This window comes from Sporomusa sp. GT1, assembly GCF_014634905.1.
In the GTDB taxonomy this organism is placed as follows: Bacteria; Bacillota; Negativicutes; order Sporomusales; family Sporomusaceae; genus Sporomusa; species Sporomusa sphaeroides.
Genome location: NZ_BMBX01000002.1, coordinates 34,159 through 58,727, shown reverse-complemented (window position 1 = coordinate 58,727; position 24,569 = coordinate 34,159). Strand labels below are relative to the sequence as shown.

The 24,569-nt window shown below is 43.7% G+C and carries 17 protein-coding genes and 2 CRISPR repeat arrays (1 of these 19 running past the window's edge); all 17 genes read right to left on the bottom strand.

Going from position 1 to position 24,569, the window contains the following annotated elements; genetic code table 11:
- A CRISPR array of direct repeats spans positions 1–1,346; the repeat unit is 30 nt; unit sequence ATTTCAATACATCTAATGTGTTCGTTGCCC; it reaches 578 nt to the left of the window's first position.
- A gap of 440 nt (positions 1,347–1,786) precedes the next feature.
- On the bottom strand, positions 1,787–2,539 hold the full coding sequence (locus tag GT1_RS03890; RefSeq protein ID WP_188397612.1) for an AAA family ATPase: 753 nt from the start codon (positions 2,537–2,539) through the stop codon (positions 1,787–1,789).
- 241 nt (positions 2,540–2,780) lie between these two features.
- Positions 2,781–3,861: a CRISPR direct-repeat array (repeat unit 30 nt; unit sequence ATTTCAATACATCTAATGTGTTCGTTACCC).
- A 383-nt stretch (positions 3,862–4,244) separates the two neighbouring features.
- The gene (locus GT1_RS03885) at positions 4,245–4,910 is read right to left on the bottom strand and encodes a corrinoid protein (RefSeq protein WP_188397611.1); all 666 of its coding nucleotides are present in this window, start codon (positions 4,908–4,910) and stop codon (positions 4,245–4,247) included.
- A gap of 15 nt (positions 4,911–4,925) precedes the next feature.
- Positions 4,926–6,194, bottom strand: a complete 1,269-nt coding sequence (locus tag GT1_RS03880; RefSeq protein WP_188397610.1) for a PocR ligand-binding domain-containing protein — start codon at positions 6,192–6,194, stop codon at positions 4,926–4,928.
- 203 nt (positions 6,195–6,397) lie between these two features.
- Positions 6,398–8,236 (bottom strand): nitrilase-related carbon-nitrogen hydrolase, encoded by a 1,839-nt coding sequence (locus tag GT1_RS03875; RefSeq protein ID WP_223226039.1) that lies wholly within the window; start codon positions 8,234–8,236, stop codon positions 6,398–6,400.
- A gap of 24 nt (positions 8,237–8,260) precedes the next feature.
- Positions 8,261–9,700 (bottom strand): trimethylamine methyltransferase family protein, encoded by a 1,440-nt coding sequence (locus GT1_RS03870; RefSeq protein ID WP_188397609.1) that lies wholly within the window; start codon positions 9,698–9,700, stop codon positions 8,261–8,263.
- A gap of 23 nt (positions 9,701–9,723) precedes the next feature.
- Positions 9,724–10,347 carry a B12-binding domain-containing protein gene (locus GT1_RS03865; protein ID WP_188397608.1) on the bottom strand — a complete coding sequence of 208 codons (624 nt, stop codon included), beginning with the start codon at positions 10,345–10,347 and terminating at the stop codon, positions 9,724–9,726.
- 25 nt (positions 10,348–10,372) lie between these two features.
- Positions 10,373–11,185, bottom strand: a complete 813-nt coding sequence (locus GT1_RS03860) for a methyltetrahydrofolate cobalamin methyltransferase (RefSeq protein ID WP_223226038.1) — start codon at positions 11,183–11,185, stop codon at positions 10,373–10,375.
- Between the two features lie 291 nt (positions 11,186–11,476).
- Positions 11,477–13,546, bottom strand: coding sequence for a methyl-accepting chemotaxis protein (locus GT1_RS22110; RefSeq protein ID WP_223226037.1), 2,070 nt, complete (start codon positions 13,544–13,546; stop codon positions 11,477–11,479).
- 163 nt (positions 13,547–13,709) lie between these two features.
- The gene (locus tag GT1_RS03850) at positions 13,710–14,339 is read right to left on the bottom strand and encodes a corrinoid protein (protein WP_188397606.1); all 630 of its coding nucleotides are present in this window, start codon (positions 14,337–14,339) and stop codon (positions 13,710–13,712) included.
- A gap of 258 nt (positions 14,340–14,597) precedes the next feature.
- Positions 14,598–15,503 carry a methyltetrahydrofolate cobalamin methyltransferase gene (locus GT1_RS03845; protein ID WP_223226069.1) on the bottom strand — a complete coding sequence of 302 codons (906 nt, stop codon included), beginning with the start codon at positions 15,501–15,503 and terminating at the stop codon, positions 14,598–14,600.
- Positions 15,433–16,062: a corrinoid protein gene (locus tag GT1_RS03840; RefSeq protein WP_188397604.1), complete on the bottom strand. Its 630-nt coding sequence runs from the start codon at positions 16,060–16,062 to the stop codon at positions 15,433–15,435. Before GT1_RS03840 ends, GT1_RS03845 begins: the two co-directional genes overlap by 71 nt.
- A gap of 138 nt (positions 16,063–16,200) precedes the next feature.
- On the bottom strand, positions 16,201–17,685 hold the full coding sequence (locus tag GT1_RS03835; RefSeq protein WP_188397602.1) for a trimethylamine methyltransferase family protein: 1,485 nt from the start codon (positions 17,683–17,685) through the stop codon (positions 16,201–16,203).
- 36 nt (positions 17,686–17,721) lie between these two features.
- Positions 17,722–18,837: a tyramine oxidase subunit B gene (locus tag GT1_RS03830; protein WP_188397596.1), complete on the bottom strand. Its 1,116-nt coding sequence runs from the start codon at positions 18,835–18,837 to the stop codon at positions 17,722–17,724.
- A 268-nt stretch (positions 18,838–19,105) separates the two neighbouring features.
- The gene (locus GT1_RS03825) at positions 19,106–19,525 is read right to left on the bottom strand and encodes an aconitase X swivel domain-containing protein (RefSeq protein WP_188397594.1); all 420 of its coding nucleotides are present in this window, start codon (positions 19,523–19,525) and stop codon (positions 19,106–19,108) included.
- A gap of 2 nt (positions 19,526–19,527) precedes the next feature.
- Entirely contained in the window at positions 19,528–20,805 is a 1,278-nt protein-coding gene (locus GT1_RS03820; RefSeq protein WP_188397592.1) for an aconitase X catalytic domain-containing protein, read from the bottom strand.
- 102 nt (positions 20,806–20,907) lie between these two features.
- The gene (locus tag GT1_RS03815) at positions 20,908–22,287 is read right to left on the bottom strand and encodes a sodium/glutamate symporter (protein WP_188397590.1); all 1,380 of its coding nucleotides are present in this window, start codon (positions 22,285–22,287) and stop codon (positions 20,908–20,910) included.
- Between the two features lie 517 nt (positions 22,288–22,804).
- Positions 22,805–24,559 carry a sigma-54-dependent Fis family transcriptional regulator gene (locus GT1_RS03810; RefSeq protein WP_188397589.1) on the bottom strand — a complete coding sequence of 585 codons (1,755 nt, stop codon included), beginning with the start codon at positions 24,557–24,559 and terminating at the stop codon, positions 22,805–22,807.
- Between the last annotated feature and the right edge of the window lie 10 nt (positions 24,560–24,569).

The following is a 24,569-nucleotide window of genomic DNA, read 5'->3' as shown; positions in this document are numbered from 1 at the left end:
ACCACTGCAGAAGATTTCAATACATCTAATGTGTTCGTTGCCCCTGCATGGGGTAGCCTTTGCCATTCCACCATTCAATTTCAATACATCTAATGTGTTCGTTGCCCGACGGGCATGTGGTAAATCTATTTCGCATAATTCGATTTCAATACATCTAATGTGTTCGTTGCCCCTGGCTGCCATGCCGGATATTACCCAACGTCAGCGATTTCAATACATCTAATGTGTTCGTTGCCCAGCGGGGAATATTGTTGGTAGTATATTCCAGGAAATATTTCAATACATCTAATGTGTTCGTTGCCCGGGCATGACAGTAACGTTCAAGGTACAGTAAGGCAGATTTCAATACATCTAATGTGTTCGTTGCCCACATATCGTTAAGTGGTAACGATATAATAAAGGTGGATTTCAATACATCTAATGTGTTCGTTGCCCACCTTGGAAAAAACCGAATTCAAGGGAGAATCTGAATTTCAATACATCTAATGTGTTCGTTGCCCAAGATAGAGGCACATATACAATAGTCGTAAACAAATTTCAATACATCTAATGTGTTCGTTGCCCCGATAAGGACAGCGGTGAAGGTGTTGTCTATCTTGAATTTCAATACATCTAATGTGTTCGTTGCCCCTGCAATGACCGCAGACTATCTCCGTGCTGCTGGCGGATTTCAATACATCTAATGTGTTCGTTGCCCTCTACTCGTTTTAGAACTTCCCTTTGCGCAAATGCTAATTTCAATACATCTAATGTGTTCGTTGCCCTGGATTCGGTAGCTATCGCAGAGTGGTTGTTCAAATTTCAATACATCTAATGTGTTCGTTGCCCAGCATTGCAGCAAATACACGTATTCTCCGGCTTTGATTTCAATACATCTAATGTGTTCGTTGCCCTTTATTCGTCAACTGTCCCTTGCGCAGTCTCTCTTATTTCAATACATCTAATGTGTTCGTTGCCCGCCTACCGGGATTACCGTGCAGATTACCGGAATGTATTTCAATACATCTAATGTGTTCGTTGCCCCCTACCGGGCAGAAGATATTGTTCAGAGGTCTTGATTTCAATACATCTAATGTGTTCGTTGCCCCGGATACTGATCATATTGAACTGATTGAAACTCTATTTCAATACATCTAATGTGTTCGTTGCCCGGCCGGTGGCGCTGACACCAAACCCTTAGTAACCGAATTTCAATACATCTAATGTGTTCGTTACCCCCAAAGCGCCGCAAGCGTCGGTGGCCAGTGTGCTATTTCAATACATCTAATGTGTTCGTTGCCCCTTGGCTTCGTTTTTGATTTTTTCCGGGTCTTCATATTTCAATACATCTAATGTGTTCGTTGCCCCAAGATAAACACTGTGTTTTTCAAAACAGCAATTCCTCAAAAACCTAGCCTCTACAAGGTTTATCCCTGTATTTTTCCAAGCTAACCAAGCTAATTTCTGTCTTAATTGTAAAAACCCCGCCAAACCACTGTTTATAAGGGTTTCGCTACCTTATCTATAAAGCCCTGCCTGGAAAAATTAAATTATAAGCGATTTCATTTTATGCTGATTGGCTTCAAGGATCTTTTTACCGAAATTGGCTTTACTCTTCAGCTTCGTTTCTATTAATACTCTATAAGTTCACTCTTTAGATTAGATATTAGTAGCAAAACTGCACCTGCACGCGCAAAAGGGGCTTAACGCCAACAGAGTTAAGCCCCTTTTGCCTGTTCCTGACCTCACAAATGGCGGCAAACCATTACGCATTCACTATTATGGTCAGTAGCAACCTACAATTGTATTAAACGCCTGCTTTTTCCATGATGGCTTTAACTGCCATTACAGAAAGCGAGTCATCTGGTAAATCAATCAACGGCTTCCCTTCAAAATCAAAAGTAACAGCTTGTACATCATAAGGAATAGTACCGACTAAATCTAGACCGGTCTTCGCGATTTCCTCTTTTAGACCATCAATTCCCGCTTCACCTGTCTTGGTGATAATTAGATAAACTTCGGGTATTGAAATCTTTAACACCTTGATCAGTTCGACTACTTTTGCCGCCGAACGAATACTGCGAACCGAAGTATCGCTGATTATAAAAAGCATATCAATGTCTGCCACAATCCGCCGGCTTAAATGCTCCATACCAGCTTCGTTATCAATGATAACGTATTCATAATTTCGTTGTAACTGTTCCAGGTACATCCGCATCAAATTATTGGGATAGCAGTAACAACCATTTTGTTGGGGTAGACCCATTTGGATAAGATCCATGCCTTTCCCCTCTTTGATAATTTGACTTAACCGATATTCTGTAAATGAATCCTTGCCCATTCCAATCGGAACATCGTCTCCCAGTCTAACTTCCTCCAGGATATTGGAGATAGAATCGTCTACATCAATTCCTAAAGCTTCATTCAAATTAGAATTTGGATCGGCATCTACGGCTAAGATAATACCTTTTTTCTGCCGCATCAATTCTCTAATCAGCAAAGCGGTAAAAGTCGTTTTACCAACGCCGCCTTTACCAGCTACAGCTATTTTTTTGGTCATTGGAACCCCCTCCAAAAATAAATAGTATATATCTTTCTATAAAGATACCATGACAGTTATGTGACTTCAAGTGTATCAGGCAAAATCATCTTTGGAACAAGACGGATATAGAATAATTCCCCAATAAGTTCCACAAGAGTTTGAGTCACGATAACCGCAGCCACTAACGTATTCCACTCACCCGGCAAAGCTAACGCCAGTGCTCGAGCCATGAAAACGTCAAACGGTATGAAAGTCAAGAAGGTTTTTACATCTAATGTGTTCATTGCCCATCTTCTACACCAACCGGTCGTCGCAGCAAGTTCTAATTTCAATACATCTAATGTGTTCGTTGCCCTTGGCCTTGGGACGTGCAATGGTGGAAGCCAACACCATTTCAATACATCTAATGTGTTCGTTGCCCGATATTCTCCGCTGTAGCCATCATCAACATATTCTTATTTCAATACATCTAATGTGTTCGTTACCCTAAACTAACCATTTTGACAAATCTTCAAGCCTCTCCAATTTCAATACATCTAATGTGTTCGTTACCCTGTAACTAACAAAAATAAATTGTGGAGGCGGTAAGGAATTTCAATACATCTAATGTGTTCGTTACCCACCCCGGAGGAACGGAAATTTGCCATCGATGGCGAATTTCAATACATCTAATGTGTTCGTTACCCCAAGGTATTCGGACTAAAAGAAGATCAAGTACATTATTTCAATACATCTAATGTGTTTGTTACCCCGGGGATGAAAATGCAGAATTAGCAATACAGATGCTATTTCAATACATCTAATGTGTTCGTTACCCGAATCACTTCAACGGTTACATATACGATATTACCTATTTCAATACATCTAATGTGTTCGTTACCCTTAATACTATGTTGGATAGCAGCCGGTACAGGGCTAATTTCAATACATCTAATGTGTTCGTTACCCCAAAGCCTTCGAATACGTAGAAGTACCCTTTTATTTATTTCAATACATCTAATGTGTTCGTTACCCGAAATGAAAAGCGCAACACCATTTGACCGCAAAAATTTCAATACATCTAATGTGTTCGTTACCCCAAAATTAACTGACGTACTTGCAGTTGCTGTAATTTATTTCAATACATCTAATGTGTTCGTTACCCCTGGATTACGGAAGAGGGTGCCGATGAAGAAGACGAATTTCAATACATCTAATGTGTTCGTTACCCGCTATGAGTGACGCGGATTTAATCTGGAATAGTTAATTTCAATACATCTAATGTGTTCGTTACCCGGAAAAATGTACCTGGAACGCATTCATACTTCCATATTTCAATACATCTAATGTGTTCGTTACCCCAAGATAAACACTGCGTTTCTCAAAACAGCAACTCCTCAGAAACCTAGCATCCACAAGGTTTATCCCATTATTTTTCCAAGCTAACCAAACGAACTTCTGCCTTAATAATAAAAGCCTCGCCAAATCACGGTTTATAAGGGTTTCGTCACCTTATCTATAAAGCCCTGCCTGGAAAAATCAAATTATAAATGATTGCAAAAAAGGGGCTTAACCCCCAAATACCGGAGTTAAGCCCCTTCTCCTGTCCCTGACCCCACAAATTGCCGCTAGCCCTTATCCATTCGCCATTATGGGCTCTTCCCTGGCATGCCATAATAAAAGCCGCTTCTCATCTATTTCTCGCCATGCCGTTCGAAGATGGAAAATGGCAAATTCCAATAAATCAGCCCCCAAACCTGCCCTTGCGGTTAATAATCTTTTCCAGGTTTTTTTCCAAAAAATCGGTTACATCTTTGGCGCTTTCAAAGTAATAATCTGCTCCGATTTCCTTAGCAAAAGGTTCATCCACCGGTGCCCCGCCTACTGCAATTTTGACTCCTTGCCTTAATCCCCCTTCATTCAGTTCTTCAATAACTACTTTCATAGCCGGCATAGTAGTTGTTAATAATGACGCCATCATCAAAATATCCGGTTTTTCTTTTTGAACAGTGTTTATAAACTTTCTTGTTGAAACATTTATTCCTAAATCAATAATTTTCACACCTGTGCTCATTACCATCATTTTAACTAAGTTTTTTCCTATATCATGCAAATCGCCTGCTACTGTGCCAATCACAATTACACCTTTTCGATTGTTGATTCTCTTTGATTTTAGATAAGGCGCCAATACCAATAAACCTGCATGTATCGCCCTGGCAGACATCAAGACTTCAGGAACCATAACACGCTGGTCGCGAAATTTTTCGGCCACCTTATCCATTCCGGCCATAAGTCCTTTTTGTAAAACCTGTATAGGCGGATAGCCCTGCATTAGCGCATTTTTGCTAAGCTCCACGACCCTGTCTGCTTCACCCTCGTCAATACTTTTGATGATTTCTTCGTAAATCACTATTACTCACCCCAGTTAAAATAAACTATTGCGGTAAGCCAACGGAGTCACGCCAATATATTTCCGAAAGAATTTGGCAAAATAACTTTGGTTTTGAAACCCTATAGCTTTGGAAACCTGCTCAACATTAAGTTCAGGCTGTTTCATTAATTCAACGGCCCGCTCAACGCGAACGCGGGTAATATAATCGTTAACAGTGCAATTCAATTCCCGCTGAAAGAGTCGCGACAAGTGTGAGGCGCTAATAAACAACTGTGCAGCCACATCTTCAATCTTGATTGGTTTGGAGTGGTTCTCCACAATAAACCTTTTAGCATCGTTGACCAGACTGAGATGCTTTTTGTCAGCCATTGACAAGCTGTCACCTAGAAATTCAGCAACCAAGGTTTGAATTCTGCAAAAAAATTGTTCTACCTGTTCAAACTTTTCGACTTCTTTATTAAACTCCTTTAACATGGCCATTACATGTTCCGCGTCAGCCCCTCCCTCAACAGCGGCACGTGAAACTAATGTTGCCAACTCAATGACTCGAACTCGTATCTCCGTTTTATCTCCGACTGTTTTAGTGAACAGATAGGTTAGCAAGCTATTCAAATTTGTTTCGGCTCGCGTTTTGTCCCCCAAGCGAATATCCCGCAAAAAGCTCCGTTCTTTTTTTAAGTAGGCTCCATAGTCATTTAAGGCCGATACTTTAAGCTTTTTCCGATCCTGTAAATCCTTCCTGATTTGCTGCTGCATTTTCTTCTTGGTATCAATTTGCTCTAATATATGAATGTCCCGTTTTATAAGATGATTCACGACCACAAACAACGTATCAGCCACCGCCTGAGAGCGACTGGGAGAAATGACTTCTAATTGCTTGGCCTTCTCCTTTAATTCCTCAAAATTATTAATACGAGCATTAAATTCTTTTAGCTCCTGAAATAAAAACCTATCAGGTTTCCACATCAGCACCTGACCACAGATAATACTCCGTAAGGGTGCCCCTGGCATAATAATTGGCACCGCCCAGAGAACCAAGCCGGCATGACAGCGGAAAAAATATGGTTCCTCCCACTTTGCAGCCTCCAACGTCGCTTGCCGGTAAGAAGCATGACACTTCGCTGTTCCGTTAGGGTGACTGCGAATATATTGACAAAATTCACACCGGTTAGTTTTATCAGGAATGTAAAAGGTTTCACCTATATCATCGACCGCCTCGATGTGTAACCCAGTTGCTTTCGAAAAACTCCCAAGAATCTTCTCCAGATACTTGAACTCAAACAAATCGGCTTCCAATTTCATTGGCTATCCCTCGCTATTTAACATTCCATAATATTGTCATATGACATGCCCATTTACTACATTTTTATTTCCTGATCAGGCATTAAATTCCTTCATTATTTATGACAAAAAAACTTCTGATGTATTGTTCAAGAACCCGTCAGCACAAAGCTAACGGGTTCTTGAATTGTCCAATTTTCCGCATGGAAGTTAAAGTTAAGCCTTTATTTTATGAGCGGAACATAGTAAGGTGTCCGTCGTGACAATACCAGATTCTCCTGATTATACCACCACTGCGATTGAAGGGTTTTAAATTTAACCACAAAGACTTCTTCTTTGTCCCCCGAGGCTACGGCCGGTTGGTCAAGGCCGTAGAGAGGATCCAGGGTATAAAGACTGCTACGCCCTAAATATTCCGCTTTTGTTCCCACAAAATTAGCAACTAAAGTATAGGCCTGACCGCCTATCGCTGCTGCATCCCAGGTAACCATTGAGCCTTCAGGATATTTATTGGCCGACATATCCGGATGAATGGTCATATAGGAACCATATTGACCACTCCACGCTGAAGGTATAGCAATAAAATCAGCCCTGTTAACTGCTAAAACACCAACAGCTTCGGGATAGACAGCGTCTTCACCAATTAATACACCGATTTTGCCCAATTCAGGTGTACTGAATACCGCTAGTTTATCGCCGGCAGTGGCCCAGCTTTTATCGCTGTCACCGAGATGTGTCTTTCTGTATTTTCCAACAAACTTGCCGTCTTTGTCCAAAATAATGGCAGAATTATATAATCTGTCTCCCTCTTGCTCAATCAGTCCATATATCACTGCTACCTGATTAGCCTTTGCAAGATTAGTCATAAACCTGGTGGTGGCGCCGTCTGCTGCTTCAGCCAGAGCCTTTACTGCGGCAATACTTTGATTATCCATCGGACCGGTCAGGGATAGTTCAGGCAAAACAATAATATGTAAGCTGTTGCTTTCCTTATGAGCCTTTGCTACGGAAGCTGAAATAAGTTCGGCAATCTTTTGCTTATTGGCTGCGACATTTCCTATCACCGGCTCGTATTGAACAATGCCTGCATTGATGTCATGAGGTGTCGTATTTTTCGTGTAGTCCCAGGGAGCAATGTAGAGCATCAGCTCTTTGTACAATTCAGGCCGCCGGTTTGCCAAAGCCTGTTTATTTTTGTTTTTATATTCTTTAGGGTCTATTATTCCATAAAGAATGGTTGGCTCATTAATATCCTTGCTCTTATCGGGTAATAATTCAGCTTCAGCTAATTTTACCCCCATTGGCGACCATATTGCACTTGCACCAATCATGTGATAGTCAATTTCGGTGTTAGAGCGGTTGGCGCTAATAATATACATTCCATTCTGCTGGGCCCTTGCTTGTAATGCTGCAATAGCCTGGGCGGTGGAATTAGTGGGGAACGCCAGAATATCTGCACCGCCTAAGCCAGCTAAGCGGGCTGACTCAAAATAGGCAGCATCCATACAAATATTAATGGCAATCTTTCCAAGGCTGGTGTTAAATACCGGAACTCCCAGATCACCATGTGCTGCCCAATGCTCTTCGCTTTCCCACTGATGCGTTTTTCTGTACTTGCCGGCATAGCCCTGCGGGCCAACCATTGCAGCCGCATTATAAAACAGGTCTGTCTCAGGATCTCTTTCGGCCATCCCCAGGACTACGTAGGCATTATATTTTTTTGTTAATTGCTCTACCCGCTTGGTTGTTGTTCCGGGAATAGTATCAACAAAAGGACGGATGGCGTCTCTGTCCTTGTAGTAATACCCGGTAGTTGACATCTCTGGGGCTACAACCAATTTAGCTCCGTTTTTAAAAGCCTCTTCTATTACCTTCAGCAATTGATCAACATTTTTGTCCCGTTCATTCAGTACAGGGTTAAACTGAAGAGCAGCCACCTTAAACGGCTGTAATTCGTTACTGCTTTTCGCTGATGCTGTATTAATCATTGTCCCGGTTAGAGTTAGAGTAATTATACCCAACACTGCTGCGCACAAGGTCAGTATCCGAAGCTTAAAATACATCTGCGCCACCTCTTTTCCTAGCTTTCACTTTATTCCGGGTTCAGCTTTTCTGATTTTCTCAGCTATCGCCTGTGGTATTTGCTGCGGTTGATGTTTTGCCAGAATGTCACGAGCTACCTCTTCAGCCATTGTCCAAGTATCTTTACTGCCGGCCTTTTTCCAACCGTCAAAATTAACTCTGGTTGCCGCTTTCGGATAAAAGAATTCTGTCCTCATCTTCTTGACGGTCAGCTTTTGTGCCAGGTAATTGCCTCCCGGGCCTACTCTGGCTATTACTTCGGTAGCTAACGTGCTTTCGTCAACTTCAATTCCCCGTACAGCTCTCATAACCGAACCCATGATATCATTATCAATGACATACTGTGCGTAACTAATAGTCATACCGCTATCTAACTGGCCCGCAGCCTCATGAATAAAATTAGCCCCGGCTAAAGCCGGCATAATAGCTGTAAGTGCTTTTTCATATCCGGCTTGCTGATCAGGCTGCTTGGAGTCACTGATTCCGCCTGTGGAATATATGGGCAGCTTGTAAAATTGTGCCAGTTGGGCTGCTGCTGCATTCATAATTCCTGATTCAACGCTGCCAAACAGGAATGTCATGGTCTGCATATCCATAATAGTCGGTACTGCCGAATATAGGATAGGCGCTCCCTGATTAACCATTTGCGTCAACACAACTCCGGTCAGCGCTTCGGCATTCATTTGAACCAGTGTTCCTGCCAAGGTAATCGGCGAAGTAGCTCCAGCCAGAGGAGCCGTTGAAGTTGCTATTGGAATACCGGCCCTGGCGACTTTAAACAATATCCGTGTACGGGTATCATCCAGTTTCAACGGGCTGAGTATACTGGAGATAAATGAGATGAACGGCTTTTCGGCCAATTTGTCCATACCGCCGGCAATTTCGGCGGCCATGGCCAGTACGCGGTCAACGCCGTCTTCGTTCAAAATCCCGCCCATAATGGGCTTGGTCGTATTATTTATAGAATGATAAAAGCGATTTACATCAAGCGCTTCAGCAGGTACATCACTCGGATGGCAGGGAATTACAAAGAAGTGGACATGATCCAGTCCATCGACTAAACGGGCAGTATTGGCAATATCTGCTGCAGTGGTTTTACGGGTAACCCGATCTAAATCAATAATATTAAGGGCCGTTCCGCCAGTTCCCAGGTAAACCTTATTGCCGCCGAGCTCTATATTTTTAGAGTCATCATCCCGACCATAGATTGTCACTACAGAAGGCGCTGTTTCTACAGCTTTCATAACCAGCTCTTCACTGAAATATGCCCTCTGCTTACCAAAATCGACCTTTGCTCCCTTTGCAGCGCAAAGTTTTAAGGCTTCTGGCTCGCCAATCTGCACGCCAACTTCAGCAAGCACCTGCATGGTAGCATTATGAATTTTACGAATGTCTTCCTCTTTTAGAAACTTTAGTGTATCAGACTCCAAGCCGCCTTTTAACATAATTCATCCCTCCTGTTCAGTAATCAAGCAAGCATCGCCTTAGCCAATACCACCGTCTCTGCTGCATCCGGACAGTACGCATCTGCACCGATTTCTTTGGCAAATTCTTCACTAACCGGCGCACCGCCAACAAATATCTTTACTGCAATTCCTTTTTCCCTAATGTCATTTACCGTATCCCGCATTGCCGGCATTGTTGTGGTGAGCAGTGCAGATAAGCCAACAATATCTGGTTTGTGCTGTTCTATGGCTTCCAGGAAAGCCTCGGTCGACTGATCAATACCGATGTTGAAAACTTCAAAGCCTGAGCTTTCCATCATCATAGCAACCAGGTTTTTGCCGATATCGTGAAGATCACCTTTAACCGTGCCTATAAGAAATTTACCACTTGATACAACATCTCCATCCTTGAGAAAAGGCTTAAGATAAACTAACCCCTCCTGCATAGCTTCAGCACACATCAGCACTTCAGGTACGAACATTTCCCCGGATGCCATTTTAGGTCCGACAACATTCATAGCTCCAATTAACCCTTCACTAACAATATCGCGAACACTGATATTTGCTTGCATCGCTTGCTTAATCAATGCTACAGCTTCTTCCCCTTCACCCTCGATTACCATCTCTCTAATTTTTGTTAATACCATTTTTCATTCTCCTCTCAGCTATGTTTTATTCTAATAATCCTTTTCTGTAACTCTTCAAATATTGCTTGGTAAATGCATCTTTATTTAGTAACGCTTCTGTAGCAATAACCATGCTCATCATTTGCCTATTCCCCGGATCAAGTATTGCTCCATCCAGGCCGGCTAACATGCATAACGTCAGGAAAGTTCTATTGAGAAGGCCTCTTTTAGGCAATCCGAAAGATACATTGCTTAGGCCGCACATAAAATGCACTGTGGGATACAATTCTCTAATTCCTTTAATAGTATCAATCACCACTATAGCCATATCGCTGCTTGTGCTGATAGGCTGAACCAGCGGGTCTATGTAAATATGGTTAACCGGTACACCATCAGCCTGCATTCTTTCGATAAGCTTAGTACCTGCATTGATTCTTGCTGCAGCACTCTTTGGCATTCCATGTTCATCATCCATAACCAAAGCTATAATATTAGCCTGGTACTCTTTAACCAGAGGCATTATAGCAGTATAGCGTTCCTCTTCTCCTGTGATGGAATTAATCATCGGCTTGCCCTTATGTACCTTAAGGGCTGCTGCCAGCGCCAAAGGATTAGGACTATCTATACAACAAGGCTTGTTCACTACCTGCTGAACTGTTTGCACCAACCAGGGCAGGGCCTCTACTTCTTCGTCAATTAACGTACCGCAGTTAACATCAATATAATCTGCTCCATTTTGTGCTTGCTCCAAGGCGCGTTGCTGGATAAAATCCACATCTCTATTCTTGACCGCTTCAGTTACACCTTTCAGACTTGAGTTGATTTTTTCTCCAATGATTATCAACGTTTTATCCCCCATAATCCTTAGTTAAATCCAATTCCCGGCAGCCTATCCTTGCGGCACTAAAGCCAATAATCTTCGACAATTTATCCCCTTTCTTAAAGTATTATATTGATATTGTATCATTACCATCGCATTGCCAGTTAGACACATCTCTGCTCGTTTTGATACAAACCAATCCAATCGAGCTAATTTTCAAAATGTTAGGAAATCTCCATGCATTCTTCGAGGCCGACTGTCCGATCTTCCCGGGTCGTTCGTGCTTTCGCCTTTAGATTGCTAGTGTATATGCATGAACTCGCCATCGGATTAAACACTGAACTTGCTGACAGCTTCCCGCAGGTCCATCGCCAGCTTAGCCAGACTCTGGCTGGAAGCAGCGATTTCTTCCATGGAGGCCGATTGCTCCTCGGTAGCAGCTGATACTGTCTGGGACTCTCCTACTACCTTTTTACTCACTTTGTCAATCCTGGCTACCGACCCCACAATTTGTTTACTGCCAATAGTCATTTGATCGATAGAATCGGAAACTTCCTTCAGCTGTCCGGATACGCTGGTTACCAGTGTCACGATTTCCCCGAAATACTTGCCGGCAGCATTGACTGCATCGGCGCCCACTTTAACTTCCCGGGTACCTTCATTCATAGCCAGCACCGCGTTGTTGGTATCTCCCTGAATTCCGCCGACCAGTGCGGCAATCCGCTTAGTTGCTTCCTGGGACTGTTCAGCCAGTTTACGTACTTCTTCGGCAACTACGGCAAAACCGCGTCCGTGTTCACCGGCCCGCGCGGCCTCAATGGCAGCATTGAGAGCCAATAGATTGGTCTGGCTGGCAATGCCGGAGATGGCCTCAACAATCTGGCCTATTTCCTTGGACCTGTCACCCAATTCAGCTACTACCCTGGCAGAGGTGTTGACAGTCTGTTGGATATGAGCCATTTGGTTTACCGCTTGTTCCACTGACTTATTTCCTTCATTTGCTTTGTCAGCAGCCTGTGCCGATTGCGCTGCCACCTCACTTGTGGCACTGGCTATCTGCGCAATGCTGGCAGACATCTCTTCGACCACGCCGGCGGCAGCATCAGCTGCGGCAAGCTGTTCCTGTGCGCCTGTCGCCACACCGGTGATGGACATTGCTACTTGATTGGCAGCCAGAGCCGATTGGTCCGCACTGGCAGTCAGCTCCTCACTCGCAGCAGCCAGTTGTTCAGCGCGGGAGTGCATACTGGTGATAAGCACGCGCAACTTCTCCCTCATTGCACAAAAACCATTTGCCAGTTGGCCAATTTCATCGCTCGAATTAATTGTTGTTGAACGCTCTCGCAGGTCGCCATCGGCCAAACGCCGGCATTCATCTACAAGTTGACTGATAGGCCCGGTAAAATGCTTCGCGATAAATATCGCAATGCAAGCCGTAATGAGTATGGTAATTACAATAGTAATTACTATTGATTTGGCTAAATTCGTCGCAATTGCAGTTATTTCTGCCTCCGGGATTGCTGAACAAATTTTCCACCCGAGTCGTGGGGATGTATAATAAAACAAATATTTTTTCTCGCCATTTTCGGTAAACAAAACATAGCCCTGATCATGCTTGGCAATTTGTTCATACACATCATATCCGGCTTCATTATATTTTTTGAATACCTTGTCCTGAGCAGGGTTGGTTATCACAGTTCCGTTTTTATCAAAGAGAAAAACATAGCCAGCCTCACCTGCCTGAATCTTATCCATTGATTCCACTAAATGTTTAAGAGATACATCTATACCAATAACTCCATAAGGTTTATTCTGCTCATCCACAAGAGCCACAGCTGAACCGATAGATATATCGTTACTGGTAACTGCTTTATACGCATCAGTCATCGCCGGTGTTCCCGGCTGAGCCATAGCGATTTTATACCAGGGCCGGGTACGCGGGTCAAACTTAGTGTTTTTGCCTCTGGGAGGTACTTGCATATATCCGCCATTCTCCCGCCCCATATAGACGGAAGCTACATAGGGATGGCTTTTAGTGAAATTCTCAAATACTTTTAATATCTGTGCTTCTTCAGCCTTCGTATTGTACTTAAAGGTTGCCTCATTGGCCTCTAAGAAGTTATTGAACTCACTATCATTTCTAGTCCTGACAGTCTCGTTGGCAGCAAGCATTTTAACATTGTACTCGGTATCTTTGAAGAAGTCTGAAATATTTAAATCAATTTGAGTGAGCTGCGATAGACTGGTACTGTGTACAGATGCAAAAGTCTGCTTTTCTATATACCAGCCGATATATATACCTAAAGCAATCAAGGGTAGGATTGACACTGCACTTAATGAAATCAACAGCTTGTTTTTCAAGGACAGACCCTGCTGAAAAGCACCTTTGATTTTAGACATCTACTACATCCTCCACTCTCATTTGCACACCCATGCGGACTCTGCAACTACGATGTTTGCAAACAAATTGCCATTATAATTTACCCACTCAAGTTTTCCAGGCGGGAAATTTGAGTGGGCTTGAACTATGCGCTATGATCACTCCCGTGACAGTTTTTTTTAACTATTTTTGCTGACGGCAAAAATCAACCGCTGCCGCACCGTCGGCAGCATAACCGTCTGCGCCAATTGCACGGGCAAAATCCTCAGATACAGGTGCACCGCCAACAAGTACTTTTACACTGTCTCTCAATCCCTTTTCTTCTAGTAACTCAATGGTTTTTCTCATGTTGGGCATTGTGGTGGTAAGTAAAGCAGCCAAGCCTAACACATCCGGTTTATGTTCAGCAACGGCCTCGACAAAGCTTTCGGCTGACACGTCTATGCCGAGGTCGACGACCTGGAAGCCGGAGCTTTCCAACAGCATTTTTACTAAATTCTTGCCAATATCATGCAAATCGCTCTCAACTGTACCCAGGACGGCCTTACCCGCACTCTCCATGTCGCCTTCCACAATGAGCGGCTTTAATATGTCCAAGCCGATGTTCATTGTTTTGGCACTCAGCATGACTTCCGGCATAAACATTTCGCCGTTTTTAAATCGCGGGCCTACAATACCCATCCCTGATAATAAACCGTTTTTAATTATATCCATGGGCGCCGCGCCCTGATCAAGCATTTGGGCAATTAGCTTCGGCACTTCCTTATGCTGTCCCTCAATGACCGCATCTTCAATGTCTTCAAAATTAATCATTCTTCCCTCTCCTCCTATTTAGTCAATCCACTTCTGAAGCATTCCCTGACTCGGGCTTTATAAAAATTATAGCATTGCCCGCGCCTTACCGATTCAACGCATATCTGCTCGTTTTGATGTAATCCAATCCATAATATCAAATATTTAAAATGTTCGGAATTTCACCAGCACAATCTTGCTTTGTAAATGGATAGCACGTAAAGATGGCACAGTTATTACATTCAATACTGTGCCATCACGATACAATCTAGTACTTTACTAAAACTCAAACTTTTTCTTACGATACGCTGCTAAATACTTACCGCAATACTCATCCTTGCCCCGTAATGCCTCGGCAGCAATTACGCTGGCCATGAATTCTTTATCCAGAGGATTGGTAATCATGCCATCAAGCCCCCGGTCAATTGCCATGATACCGAAGGTCCGGTTTAAGAACCTGCGTTCAGGCAGGCCAAAAGAAATGTTAGAGAGGCCGCACATGGTATGAACTCCGGGATAAGCAGTCATAATCGTTTCCACCGCTTTTAGAAACTCAACACCATATATATCGCTGGTCGATAAGGGTTGCACTAACGGATCGACATAAATATTGTCAATCGCAACTCCATTTTTAGTCAATTCATTAATCAGCTTGTCGGCAATTTTAACCCTGGCTTCTGCCGTTTCCGGCATACCCTCATCGCTCATGCATAATGCGACAACTTTAAAATCTGTTCCCGCAATCAGGGGCAAGAACACATCATATCTTTCTTTCTCCAGGGAAATAGAATTCAGCATAGGTATACCCTGGTGAACGGACAAAGCAACTTCAATCGCCTTAGGGTCCGGACTGTCAATACAGCATGGCGCATTTACAGCTTGCTGCACATTAGTAACCAGCCATTTCAGGTATTCAGCTTCTTCCCCGACAAAAACCCCCGCATTGACATCAATATAATGAGCTCCGGCTGCAAACTGCTCGGCAGCAACCTGCTGGATATAAGCACTGTTTGCTTCTTTAATCGCGGTTTGAATTAGCTTGCGGCTTGCATTTATCAACTCGCCGACTATCAACAAATGAATCACTCCCGTGACAGTTTTAAGAGACTTGAAACTATTGTTGCTGGCGGCAAAAATCAACCGCTGCCGCACCATCGGCAGCATAACCGTCTGCACCGATTGCACAGGCAAAATCCTCAGATACAGGTGCACCGCCAACAAGTACTTTTACACTGCCTCTCAATCCCTTTTCTTCTAGTAACTCAATGGTTTTTCTCATGTTGGGCATGGTGGTGGTAAGTAAAGCGGCCAGGCCTAACACATCGGGTTTATGTTCAGCAACGGCCTCGACAAAGCTTTCGGCTGACACGTCTATGCCAAGATCGACGACTTGAAAGCCGGAGCTTTCCAGCAGCATTTTTACTAAATTCTTGCCAATGTCATGCAGGTCGCTCTCAACTGTACCCAGGACGGCCTTACCCGCACTCTCCATATCGCCTTCCACAATGAGCGGCTTTAATATATCCAAGCCGATGTTCATTGTTTTGGCACTCAGCATGACTTCCGGCATAAACATTTCGCCGCTTTTAAATCTCGGACCTACAATACCCATCCCTGATAATAAACCGTTTTTAATTATATCCATGGGCGCTGCGCCCTGATCAAGCAGTTGGGCAATTAGCTTCGGCACTTCCTTATGCTGACCCTCAATTACTGCATCTTCGATGTCTGCAAAATGAATCACTTTATCCTCTCCTCCTATCCTTCATTCAGTATTAAAAATGCAGCGCCATGATGTAACCCAAAGCAGAGGTTAAGTGTCAACATCGCAGCGCTAACTGCATCAGGATCATGGTATCAGCGGTTATTCAATCCGTTTTGCCTAGTCAGTCCAATTTTGAAGCATTCCCGGTATAGTCTCAACTATTTCTTTTTCTACTTTCTTGTCTACCCAGACAGGCTTGTGGGTTGCCAGGATCTCTTTAGCCACTCTCCGCGCCCGCTCTCTGGCATCAAGCGAACCATTCATTTCCCATCTTGATCTTGAGTTGCGGTCTGACGCCTTGTTATAGAAGAACTCTTTCTTCATATGCATGGTTGTATGATCATTGGCTAAGTAATTTCCCGCAGGACCAACTTCATTAATTATATCCACGGAAAGTGTCTCGTCGTTTACTTCAATTCCCTTTACGGCACGCATAGCCATACCGATTATATCGTCATCCATAACATATTGCTCAAACGCAATACTAAGGCCGGATTCTATGAGACCCGCGGCATCATGGATATAGTTGGAGCCTGACAGCGCCGCTAGCATGATGGTCGCCATACTCTCATACCCGGATTGGGCATCAGGTATTTTAGATTCAGTTACACCGGCGGTAGTATAGTTGGGTAAATTATAGAAGCGGGACAATTGGGCGCAGGCTGCGTTCATAAGCCCCATCTCAACCGAACCAAAACAGAACGCACCTGTCCTTAGATCAGTGGTAGTAGGAACACAACTGTACAATACCGGATGACCAGGGTTTAGGATTTGCGTAAGCAGTACGCCGCTTAACGCTTCGGCATTCATTTGTACTAACGTTCCGGCTAAAGTTCCGGGGGATGTGGTTCCGGCCATTGGTGCACACGGTGTTGCCAGCGGCAAGCCAGTCTCGATGGCCGCTATCATTAGCTCCGTATAATCTCTGTCCATTACTAACGGGCTCATTATACAAGTAATCAGCGAGATAAACGGATTTTTCAGCAGTGCTTCACGGCTACCGGCTATCATTGCCGCATAATTGGCTACATTTTTTACCCCTTCCGGTGTGTACACACCGCCCATAACATGTTTGCTGGTATTACGAATAGCTGCATAAAATCTATTTACATCAATGTCTTTCTTCTCAAGCTCAGTGGGCAGACACGAGATTACATAGAAGTGAATATTATCCAGAGCATCAACCAGTCTCGCTGCCATCTGAACATCTTCAATTGTTGACGGTCTTCGGTTGCCGGTATCTATATCAAGCACATTAACGGCCGTTCCGCCGGTACCGATATATACCTTGAATCCGTCCAGTTCTAAATTATGGCGCTCTTCTCTCCCATGCAAGGTAATCTTCGCTGGTGCCGTTTTAATCTTATCCTTTATCCAACTTTCACTGGCCCTGACAATCTGTCTCTGGAAATCAACTTCGGCCCCTGCGTCATGGAAAGCACGCAAAGCCCTTTCAGAATTCACCTGCATACCAGCATTCTCATAGACCTTCATTGTAGCTGCATGAATTTGTTCAATTCCGGCCTGAGTCAAGGGCTGGTAAATACCGCCAACTAGTCCGCCGGGGAAATAATTTATCGGGCGTCTTGGTTGTCTTGCCATTTTTTTATCAGCTCCTATATTTTTTTCAGTGGCTAATTACATCCAGTGTGGTTCATCCCAAAGGACAAGTTCTTGCCCGATGCCCATTTTGCGGGCGTTATGATAAAGGGTATGGCCCCAGGCTGCATCTTCAACAGGCATACCACCAATAATCAGGATAAAGCGTTCCTCTTCGTTCCTTCTGCCAAGTTTCTTGCCGCAGGCAATTTGACTGAGGCTGACCAAATCGGTTTCATTGATTTTGCCTTCTTCACAAAGGCGGAATACACTTGCCCCCGGGAAGCCAAGACGTTTTGCCGGCGAAATTTTCTCTTCTTCCTCTTTCCAGGCTAAATGCATTTTTATCTCGTCAAACACAACACGGGATGAAGTAAACAGTTCGTCCGGAATGTCGGCTGTCCCCTGAGTTGCAATCACAGCATTAGGCTTAACCCATTCTGTTTTTATAACAGGTTTTGCATTGCCCGCGGTTGCAATTGTAATCACGTCGGCAGCTCTGACTGCTTCTTCCATCGAGCCTACGGCTTCGAACCGGAATCCGAGTTCGCTGCTCATCTGAGCACAAAATGCTTCGGCTTTCTCCCGCACCAGGTCGTAAACCACTGCCTTGGTCAACTGGGGAAGCGCGGCCTTCATACAGGTAATAGTCGCCCGTCCCATAACACCTGCGCCAATAACGGCAGCTACTTTGGCATCTTTGCTGGCAAGATACTTTGCCCCGACCGCAGGCACAGAACCTGTTCTCATGGCGCTAAGCAGATTGCCGGACATATGGGCAAACGGCTCGCCGGTCTCCACATTGTTCAAGGTTACCATTAAGACAGATCTTGGAAGACCGCGTTTTGTATTCTCAATATTTGAGCCGTACCATTTACAAGCACAAAGGTTAAATCTGCCACCCAGATAGGTGATCATCGATAAAAAACGACGGTCAGGACCAGCCACAGGCATATTGGGAAAACGTTTTTCTTCAGGGAAGTAAATCCGCTGACCATGCTCGTTCTCACATATCCCGCCCATGATGTAGTCGCCCTCGCCGACTACCTTGAACATATCATCAATTGTCTCAACACATTGTTTACCGTCAAGGACTCCCGCTTTCAACATGTCTTGCTCGGACAAATACAGAAACGACGTCTTCTTACCAGCCATAATAAATCATCCCTCCAATAATATTTACCTCGCCGTTAAGAAAGCAATATACAGGCTTTCTTGTTATCTATAACCGAGGTACTATACATTATCGCAATAACCGTGCCAACAAGGATACAAGGCTGCAAAATTTTAAAAAGCCTTATATTACAAGGGTTTTCAGACATTCTATCATTAGCAGCATAGCGGAGTTCTAAATTATTCTCAAAATGTTCTCAATATATTATCAAATTAGTGTTCTCTTGATAAGAACATAAGAATAACAACACTACTTAGGAGTAATTTCTACAATGCCTGTACTGCCATCAATTTTAACCCAGTCGCCTGTTTTAATAAGCTTCACAGGATCGGCTTCCACAAAATCGACAACAGCCGGTTTTTCCAATGATACAATCGCAACCCCTATGCGCGAGTCAATTTTGGTTACTACCCAACCTGCCGGAGCATTGCCATATATTTTTGTGGCCTTGAAGTGACAGGACCAGCCGCACGAGCCCTTAGAACACGGCAGTACTAAAATTTTATCCTTAATGCTTTTCCCTCTGTTGGGATTACCGTGTTCATAAATGACGCCGTCAGAATCACCTAAGGCACCCGTATTGCCGGCAATGCTATCCGGGCAGACCAAGGCTTCGCCTTCAGCAATACCGGCAAATGCAGGTCTGCCTTTTAAAATGATTTTATTCATTGTCAGGCCTCCCATCTTCCTAGAATCGCTGCATCAACGCATTTTAACATTTCCCCGCAATAGATGGTCGCGGCAGTTTGTGCTCTCAGTCCCTTCGCTTGCTTGACGCCACTGAGTACCATTGCTTTGGCGTGTTTATGCGATTCCTGTTTCATGACTATCGGGCAAGTGCTGTCAAATAGCTTGGCACCACTTGCTTCAATTGTCTTTGTAAAGCCATTATAATCGGCCAGGGCTTGATTGGATTTAGTGGTCCAAAACCACAATTCAACGCCTTCTTTGACCTTTTTCCCTTGTAAATATTGAGCAAAATCTCTAATTTCTTCAATACTGAGATGCGGGCAGCCAATACTTACAAAATCTACAGGGCCACTGCCTGGGTCGCACACCATTTTGTAAGTGTCGTCATAATCTTTTTGCGTAATGGTAAATGTAGCGACCGGCTCTTTCCCGCCCAGTGCATCCTCCAGCGTTCTGGCCTCCGGCGTAATGCCTACAATATGACAAATCTCAGCGTTAGAGGATGTCGCCAGCGATGAAAAGCACTGTCTTAGTTTTTTAATTTCCGGTCTCTCAAAATTGCCGCTAAGGATTGGCTTGCCTTCTCTTGGTAAAAATCTGCCAACAGTATAGCCAATAATATCCCAATCAAAGTCTGTTTTAGAAGGACATTCTATAATAAAAACAACATTGCCATATCTTTCTTCTTTGAGATGAAGCCCCCAAAGTGGTGTTCGCCCGCAAATTGCCGAACAAACCGCGGCTTCAATGCCATCGGCATTGCCATATGCGCCAAAAACTGAGTTGCACATTAAGATATTACTGGATTCTGTTGTGACATAATGCTCGCCTGGTAATGGAATCCAGCCTGAAAAATAAGGCGTGCAGGTATGTACTTCCGAAGCGCCGGCCTCCCGGGTCATCGCGTAAAACTTTTTGTTTTTATCAAAAAATTCCTTGCTTAAATGCACCGACTCATAATCTCTGGTTACGCACGCAGAAACACAGGTTTGTACGGCACAATTTTCAGCAAATTTTCCTATGGGAATCGTTTTATCACTATTTAAATAAAACTGCGAAAAAATCTCATTATAATCATCGGTTTTAAAACCCTCTAAATAGTGCTGAGCACCAATAAAAAGTGTTGCCCGACTGATTTCGCATAGTTCTGCTGCCCCTAAAACTTCCGCATACTTTACAATAAACTGGAGGGCTTTTTGCTTAAACTCCCCCATTTCCCCGCTAAGCATTTTTTGTTCAGCATCGGTTAACTTAACCATAATATTTTCCTCCATATACTTTCTTCCAGGATAAAAGAAGTCTCTGCCAAAACCGACAGAGACCTCATAAGAATTTTGGCGCTTTGATCTATTAGAATAGTACTACATACCTATCGATTCTTTTTCTCCCGGCCGCGGCTCAGTCCGGTTGGGATTATACCAGAAGCCTGCCTTTATCGACAATACGAAGATTAATAAAGCCACACCGATCAGCACAGCCGCGGTTTCTCCCAGATAACCCAGACCAACAAATACCGGTGTAAGCGATACTAAGAATATCTCGACAAAGGCAATGAAGATATAAGCAATCCCATAATCCTGCAGCGCTTTGCTCCGGAATTCCGGATCAATAATCCTTAGCAGAGTAACTGCTGTTGCAACTACGCCTGTTGCCCATCCCCAGCAGAACAATGAGCGCTCAAACCAAAAATTACGGAACATCCTCGGCCCTAAGAACCATAAAAAGCCGCCGCACCAGACAAATCCCAGAATGCATAGCAGTAATAGCGGTACTGCGTATTGGACAACTATTGCAATCTTCATTGAGGCTATGCCAAAACAAACCATGAAATCAGTTACACAACTACCAATTCTCGTACTGACGTCTTTGTCCACATACTGGCCTAAATTCACACGGTTTAAAGTCAACTGCAAAAATACACCGGCCAGCATTGACAAACACATCATCGGAACATCATATTTAGGCAGAATAACTTTAAAATACTGATTGGCATAATAGCCGGCGCCTGTAGCAATCAAAATAAGAACAAGATGCCAAGCCACCGGATCAATACAACCCGGGCTTACAGTTCCCATGCCGATAGGTTTGCGCTCTTCAGGCGGAAGCAGACCGGTTTTCATACTTTCAGGCAGAACTGCCATTGCTTTTACCAACCGGGTTATTCCGAGTCTTGTGGCAAGATTAATAAACAGCAGTCCGCCAAATATGCCTGAAAGCATCCCGGCAGTAGCCATAGTGTATCCCACTGTTAACGCATCTTTAAAGCCATAGTTTTGCAAAACCCCACCCATTGCAGTTGCATAGCCAAAGCCTCCAGCCCATCCGGCCGGCAACATTAATGCAAAGCCTTGGTGCAGTTCCGGGAAAAACTGCTTTAAAACTACTACGCCAAACAGCAGGGCTATACCAAATTGGCCGATTTCGGCTACCATGCTGTAGGAAAAAGTATCACCAACTTCAGAAACGACCTTTTTCGGTGAACCCATTCTTTCGTTGCCGATAAACAATGTAGCAAATAACACAACAACCAGCAGATAGGGATATGATGCTATATTTTTTGAAAAAGGCAAAACATCCAAAAACTGTGATCCAAGTAAAATACCTAGTACTCCGGCAATAACTGAGGCTGGCAAATACAAGTTTTGAATTATCCGGAGTTTGGCCCTGAGAATTTGGCCAACCAGCAATAACCCTGCAACTATGCAAAAATCAAGCAGCATATCATATGGTCCAAACTGCACTACTACCCCACCTTTCGAGTATTTTCAATACGTACCCCCGGCCTGATTTCCCAATAAGACTATGATGCCAAACTAGTACATTCTTCCGTAAGTTCACCTCCAGTCATTTAACTTTATAGGAAAATTATATCATCCCCCTCACGCTATATATCAGACACATATCTGCTCGTTTTGATGTATTCCAGGCCAAAAATGCAATTTTTCTGAACGTTCAGAATTTCACCTGTAGATACTCACACATTTGCAAAGAGTTTAATGCCTATCTCTTGGCTAATGCTTATTAACCTCTTACAACCAGTGATTTAAAACAAGTACTATACTCGTAACGCAATAACTATGCCAACAATAAAACTAGTTAATAAAACTTAAGAACCCTTAATTTATAAGGGTTCTTAAGAAGAGCAAATCATTAACTTTATCAAAGGTTCTCAAAACATTCTTACCTATTCTCAAACTATTATCAGATTATTCGTACTTTTAAACAGATTATGGAGACTGTATGGTACGATACTTACTATCATGGCCGCAAATTGTAGGTATTGACCCACCGGTATATGGTAGCCAGGCTGACACCCAGCATTTCCGCGGCGCGCTGTTTGCCCAGCTTCCCCCAGCCATGCTCATTCAAAATACTTTGCAGCTCTTGCCTCTTAGTTTGCTGTTGAATAGTATTCCTTGCCGGCATTTTTCCAAACTGTGCCGGTAAACTGCTAAGTGTCAACACATTGCTTTCTTCCACATTAACAGCATATTCAATGACATTAGAAAACTCACGAATATTGCCAGGCCAGCCATATTTCATCATACACGCTTCTACCTCAGGGGAAAGGCACTCGATCTTTTTGCCCATCTTCTCAAAATAATGCTCAAGATAGTGTGCCGCTAATAATGGAATATCTTCTAACCGCTCCCTAAGCGGTAAAATATTTATAGGAATCACATTCACCCGGAAAAAAAGGTCTTCGCGAAACCTGCCGTCTTGTACCAGTTCTTCAAGATTTTCATTCGTCGCAGCGATAATGCGAACATCTATCGGGAAGGATTGCTTCCCTCCCAGCCGTTCCACCCTGCGCTCTTCTAACACGCGCAGTAATTTTGACTGAAGATGAATCGGCATTGTTCCCAATTCGTCCAAAAAAAGCGTTCCGCCATCAGCCAATTCAAATTTACCGGGTTTTCCTTCACGTCTTGCACCCGTAAATGCGCCCGAATCATAGCCAAAAAACTCACTCTCCAGTAAAGTCTCAGGAATTGCTCCACAATTTATCGGGATAAACGGTCCACTGCGCCTGCTTTCATAATGAATAGCTCTGGCAAACAATTCCTTGCCTGTGCCGCTTTCACCGCGAAGTAAAACAGTGGAAGATGAGTTTGCAATTTTTTTGGCGAAATCAATTAGCTTTCGCATACTGCTGCTTTGGGTCAGTATATCGGTGAACGTAATGGGACGCGCAGCAATAGTTATACTACTGGCTGTCTTCTTCACAGCAGAATAATCACGAAAACTAACCAGTGTTATTACTTCATTATGAACGTCGCCCGGTATCGCAATGGTTTCTACGTCAAGTAACAGAGATTTAAGGCCAACTGTCACTACACTTGGCCTGGTTTTAGCATCCATGCTGATAAATTGCCCTACAGCAGCTTCAACTCCCTTAGCAACTTTAGCATCGTTCATAGAATTTATATCCGGATGACTGCGAAGTCCCAGCAGGTCGACAGCCGGTTTGTTATAATGCAGCACATTGCCGTCTGCGGAAAATGCCACAAGGCCCTGTTCTACCTTATTCAGTATTCCCGTTAATTCAACCATCGCCAAATCAAGTGATTTGACCAAGCGGTATTCCTTAATCTTAGCTGACATCAAACTTGCCATTCGTTCTATAAAATCGGTGAGATTAGTAATCTTAATGCGAATTTGCTTGGCAGTTTCAACATCAAACGCGATAGCCGCCAGTACTCCCACAGGCGAACCATCAACAATAATGGGAGCTGCAATTGTAAGCAAATAATAACATTCTTTGGATATATTGCAGTCAGAACACAAAAAATGCCGCCCAGGGTGCTCTACAATTACTGTTTTCTTATTTTGCATCGCGTAACGATACACATGCCCGTGGTTAAGCTTTTGTCCCTGGGTATGTTTAATGGTGCCTGTTGCAGCCATCCGGGTGCTTGTATCGTCGATAACCTCGACATCGCAGCCAATAGCCAAACTAATAGCTTCAGCAATCTGCCGGACTTCCTGACTAATTAAATCGAGTTCTCGCATTACAGGTTCC

What these genes read in the sequence shown, in the direction of transcription:
- GT1_RS03890 (WP_188397612.1), bottom strand. Translation starts at nt 2,539, where the DNA reads ATGACCAAAAAAATAGCTGTAGCTGGTAAAGGCGGCGTTGGTAAAACG.
- GT1_RS03880 (WP_188397610.1), bottom strand. Translation starts at nt 6,194, where the DNA reads ATGAAATTGGAAGCCGATTTGTTTGAGTTCAAGTATCTGGAGAAGATT.
- GT1_RS03875 (WP_223226039.1), bottom strand. Translation starts at nt 8,236, where the DNA reads ATGTATTTTAAGCTTCGGATACTGACCTTGTGCGCAGCAGTGTTGGGT.
- GT1_RS03870 (WP_188397609.1), bottom strand. Translation starts at nt 9,700, where the DNA reads ATGTTAAAAGGCGGCTTGGAGTCTGATACACTAAAGTTTCTAAAAGAG.
- GT1_RS03865 (WP_188397608.1), bottom strand. Translation starts at nt 10,347, where the DNA reads ATGGTATTAACAAAAATTAGAGAGATGGTAATCGAGGGTGAAGGGGAA.
- GT1_RS03860 (WP_223226038.1), bottom strand. Translation starts at nt 11,185, where the DNA reads ATGGGGGATAAAACGTTGATAATCATTGGAGAAAAAATCAACTCAAGT.
- GT1_RS22110 (WP_223226037.1), bottom strand. Translation starts at nt 13,546, where the DNA reads ATGTCTAAAATCAAAGGTGCTTTTCAGCAGGGTCTGTCCTTGAAAAAC.
- GT1_RS03850 (WP_188397606.1), bottom strand. Translation starts at nt 14,339, where the DNA reads ATGATTAATTTTGAAGACATTGAAGATGCGGTCATTGAGGGACAGCAT.
- GT1_RS03835 (WP_188397602.1), bottom strand. Translation starts at nt 17,685, where the DNA reads ATGGCAAGACAACCAAGACGCCCGATAAATTATTTCCCCGGCGGACTA.
- GT1_RS03830 (WP_188397596.1), bottom strand. Translation starts at nt 18,837, where the DNA reads ATGGCTGGTAAGAAGACGTCGTTTCTGTATTTGTCCGAGCAAGACATG.
- GT1_RS03825 (WP_188397594.1), bottom strand. Translation starts at nt 19,525, where the DNA reads ATGAATAAAATCATTTTAAAAGGCAGACCTGCATTTGCCGGTATTGCT.
- GT1_RS03820 (WP_188397592.1), bottom strand. Translation starts at nt 20,805, where the DNA reads ATGGTTAAGTTAACCGATGCTGAACAAAAAATGCTTAGCGGGGAAATG.
- GT1_RS03810 (WP_188397589.1), bottom strand. Translation starts at nt 24,559, where the DNA reads ATGCGAGAACTCGATTTAATTAGTCAGGAAGTCCGGCAGATTGCTGAA.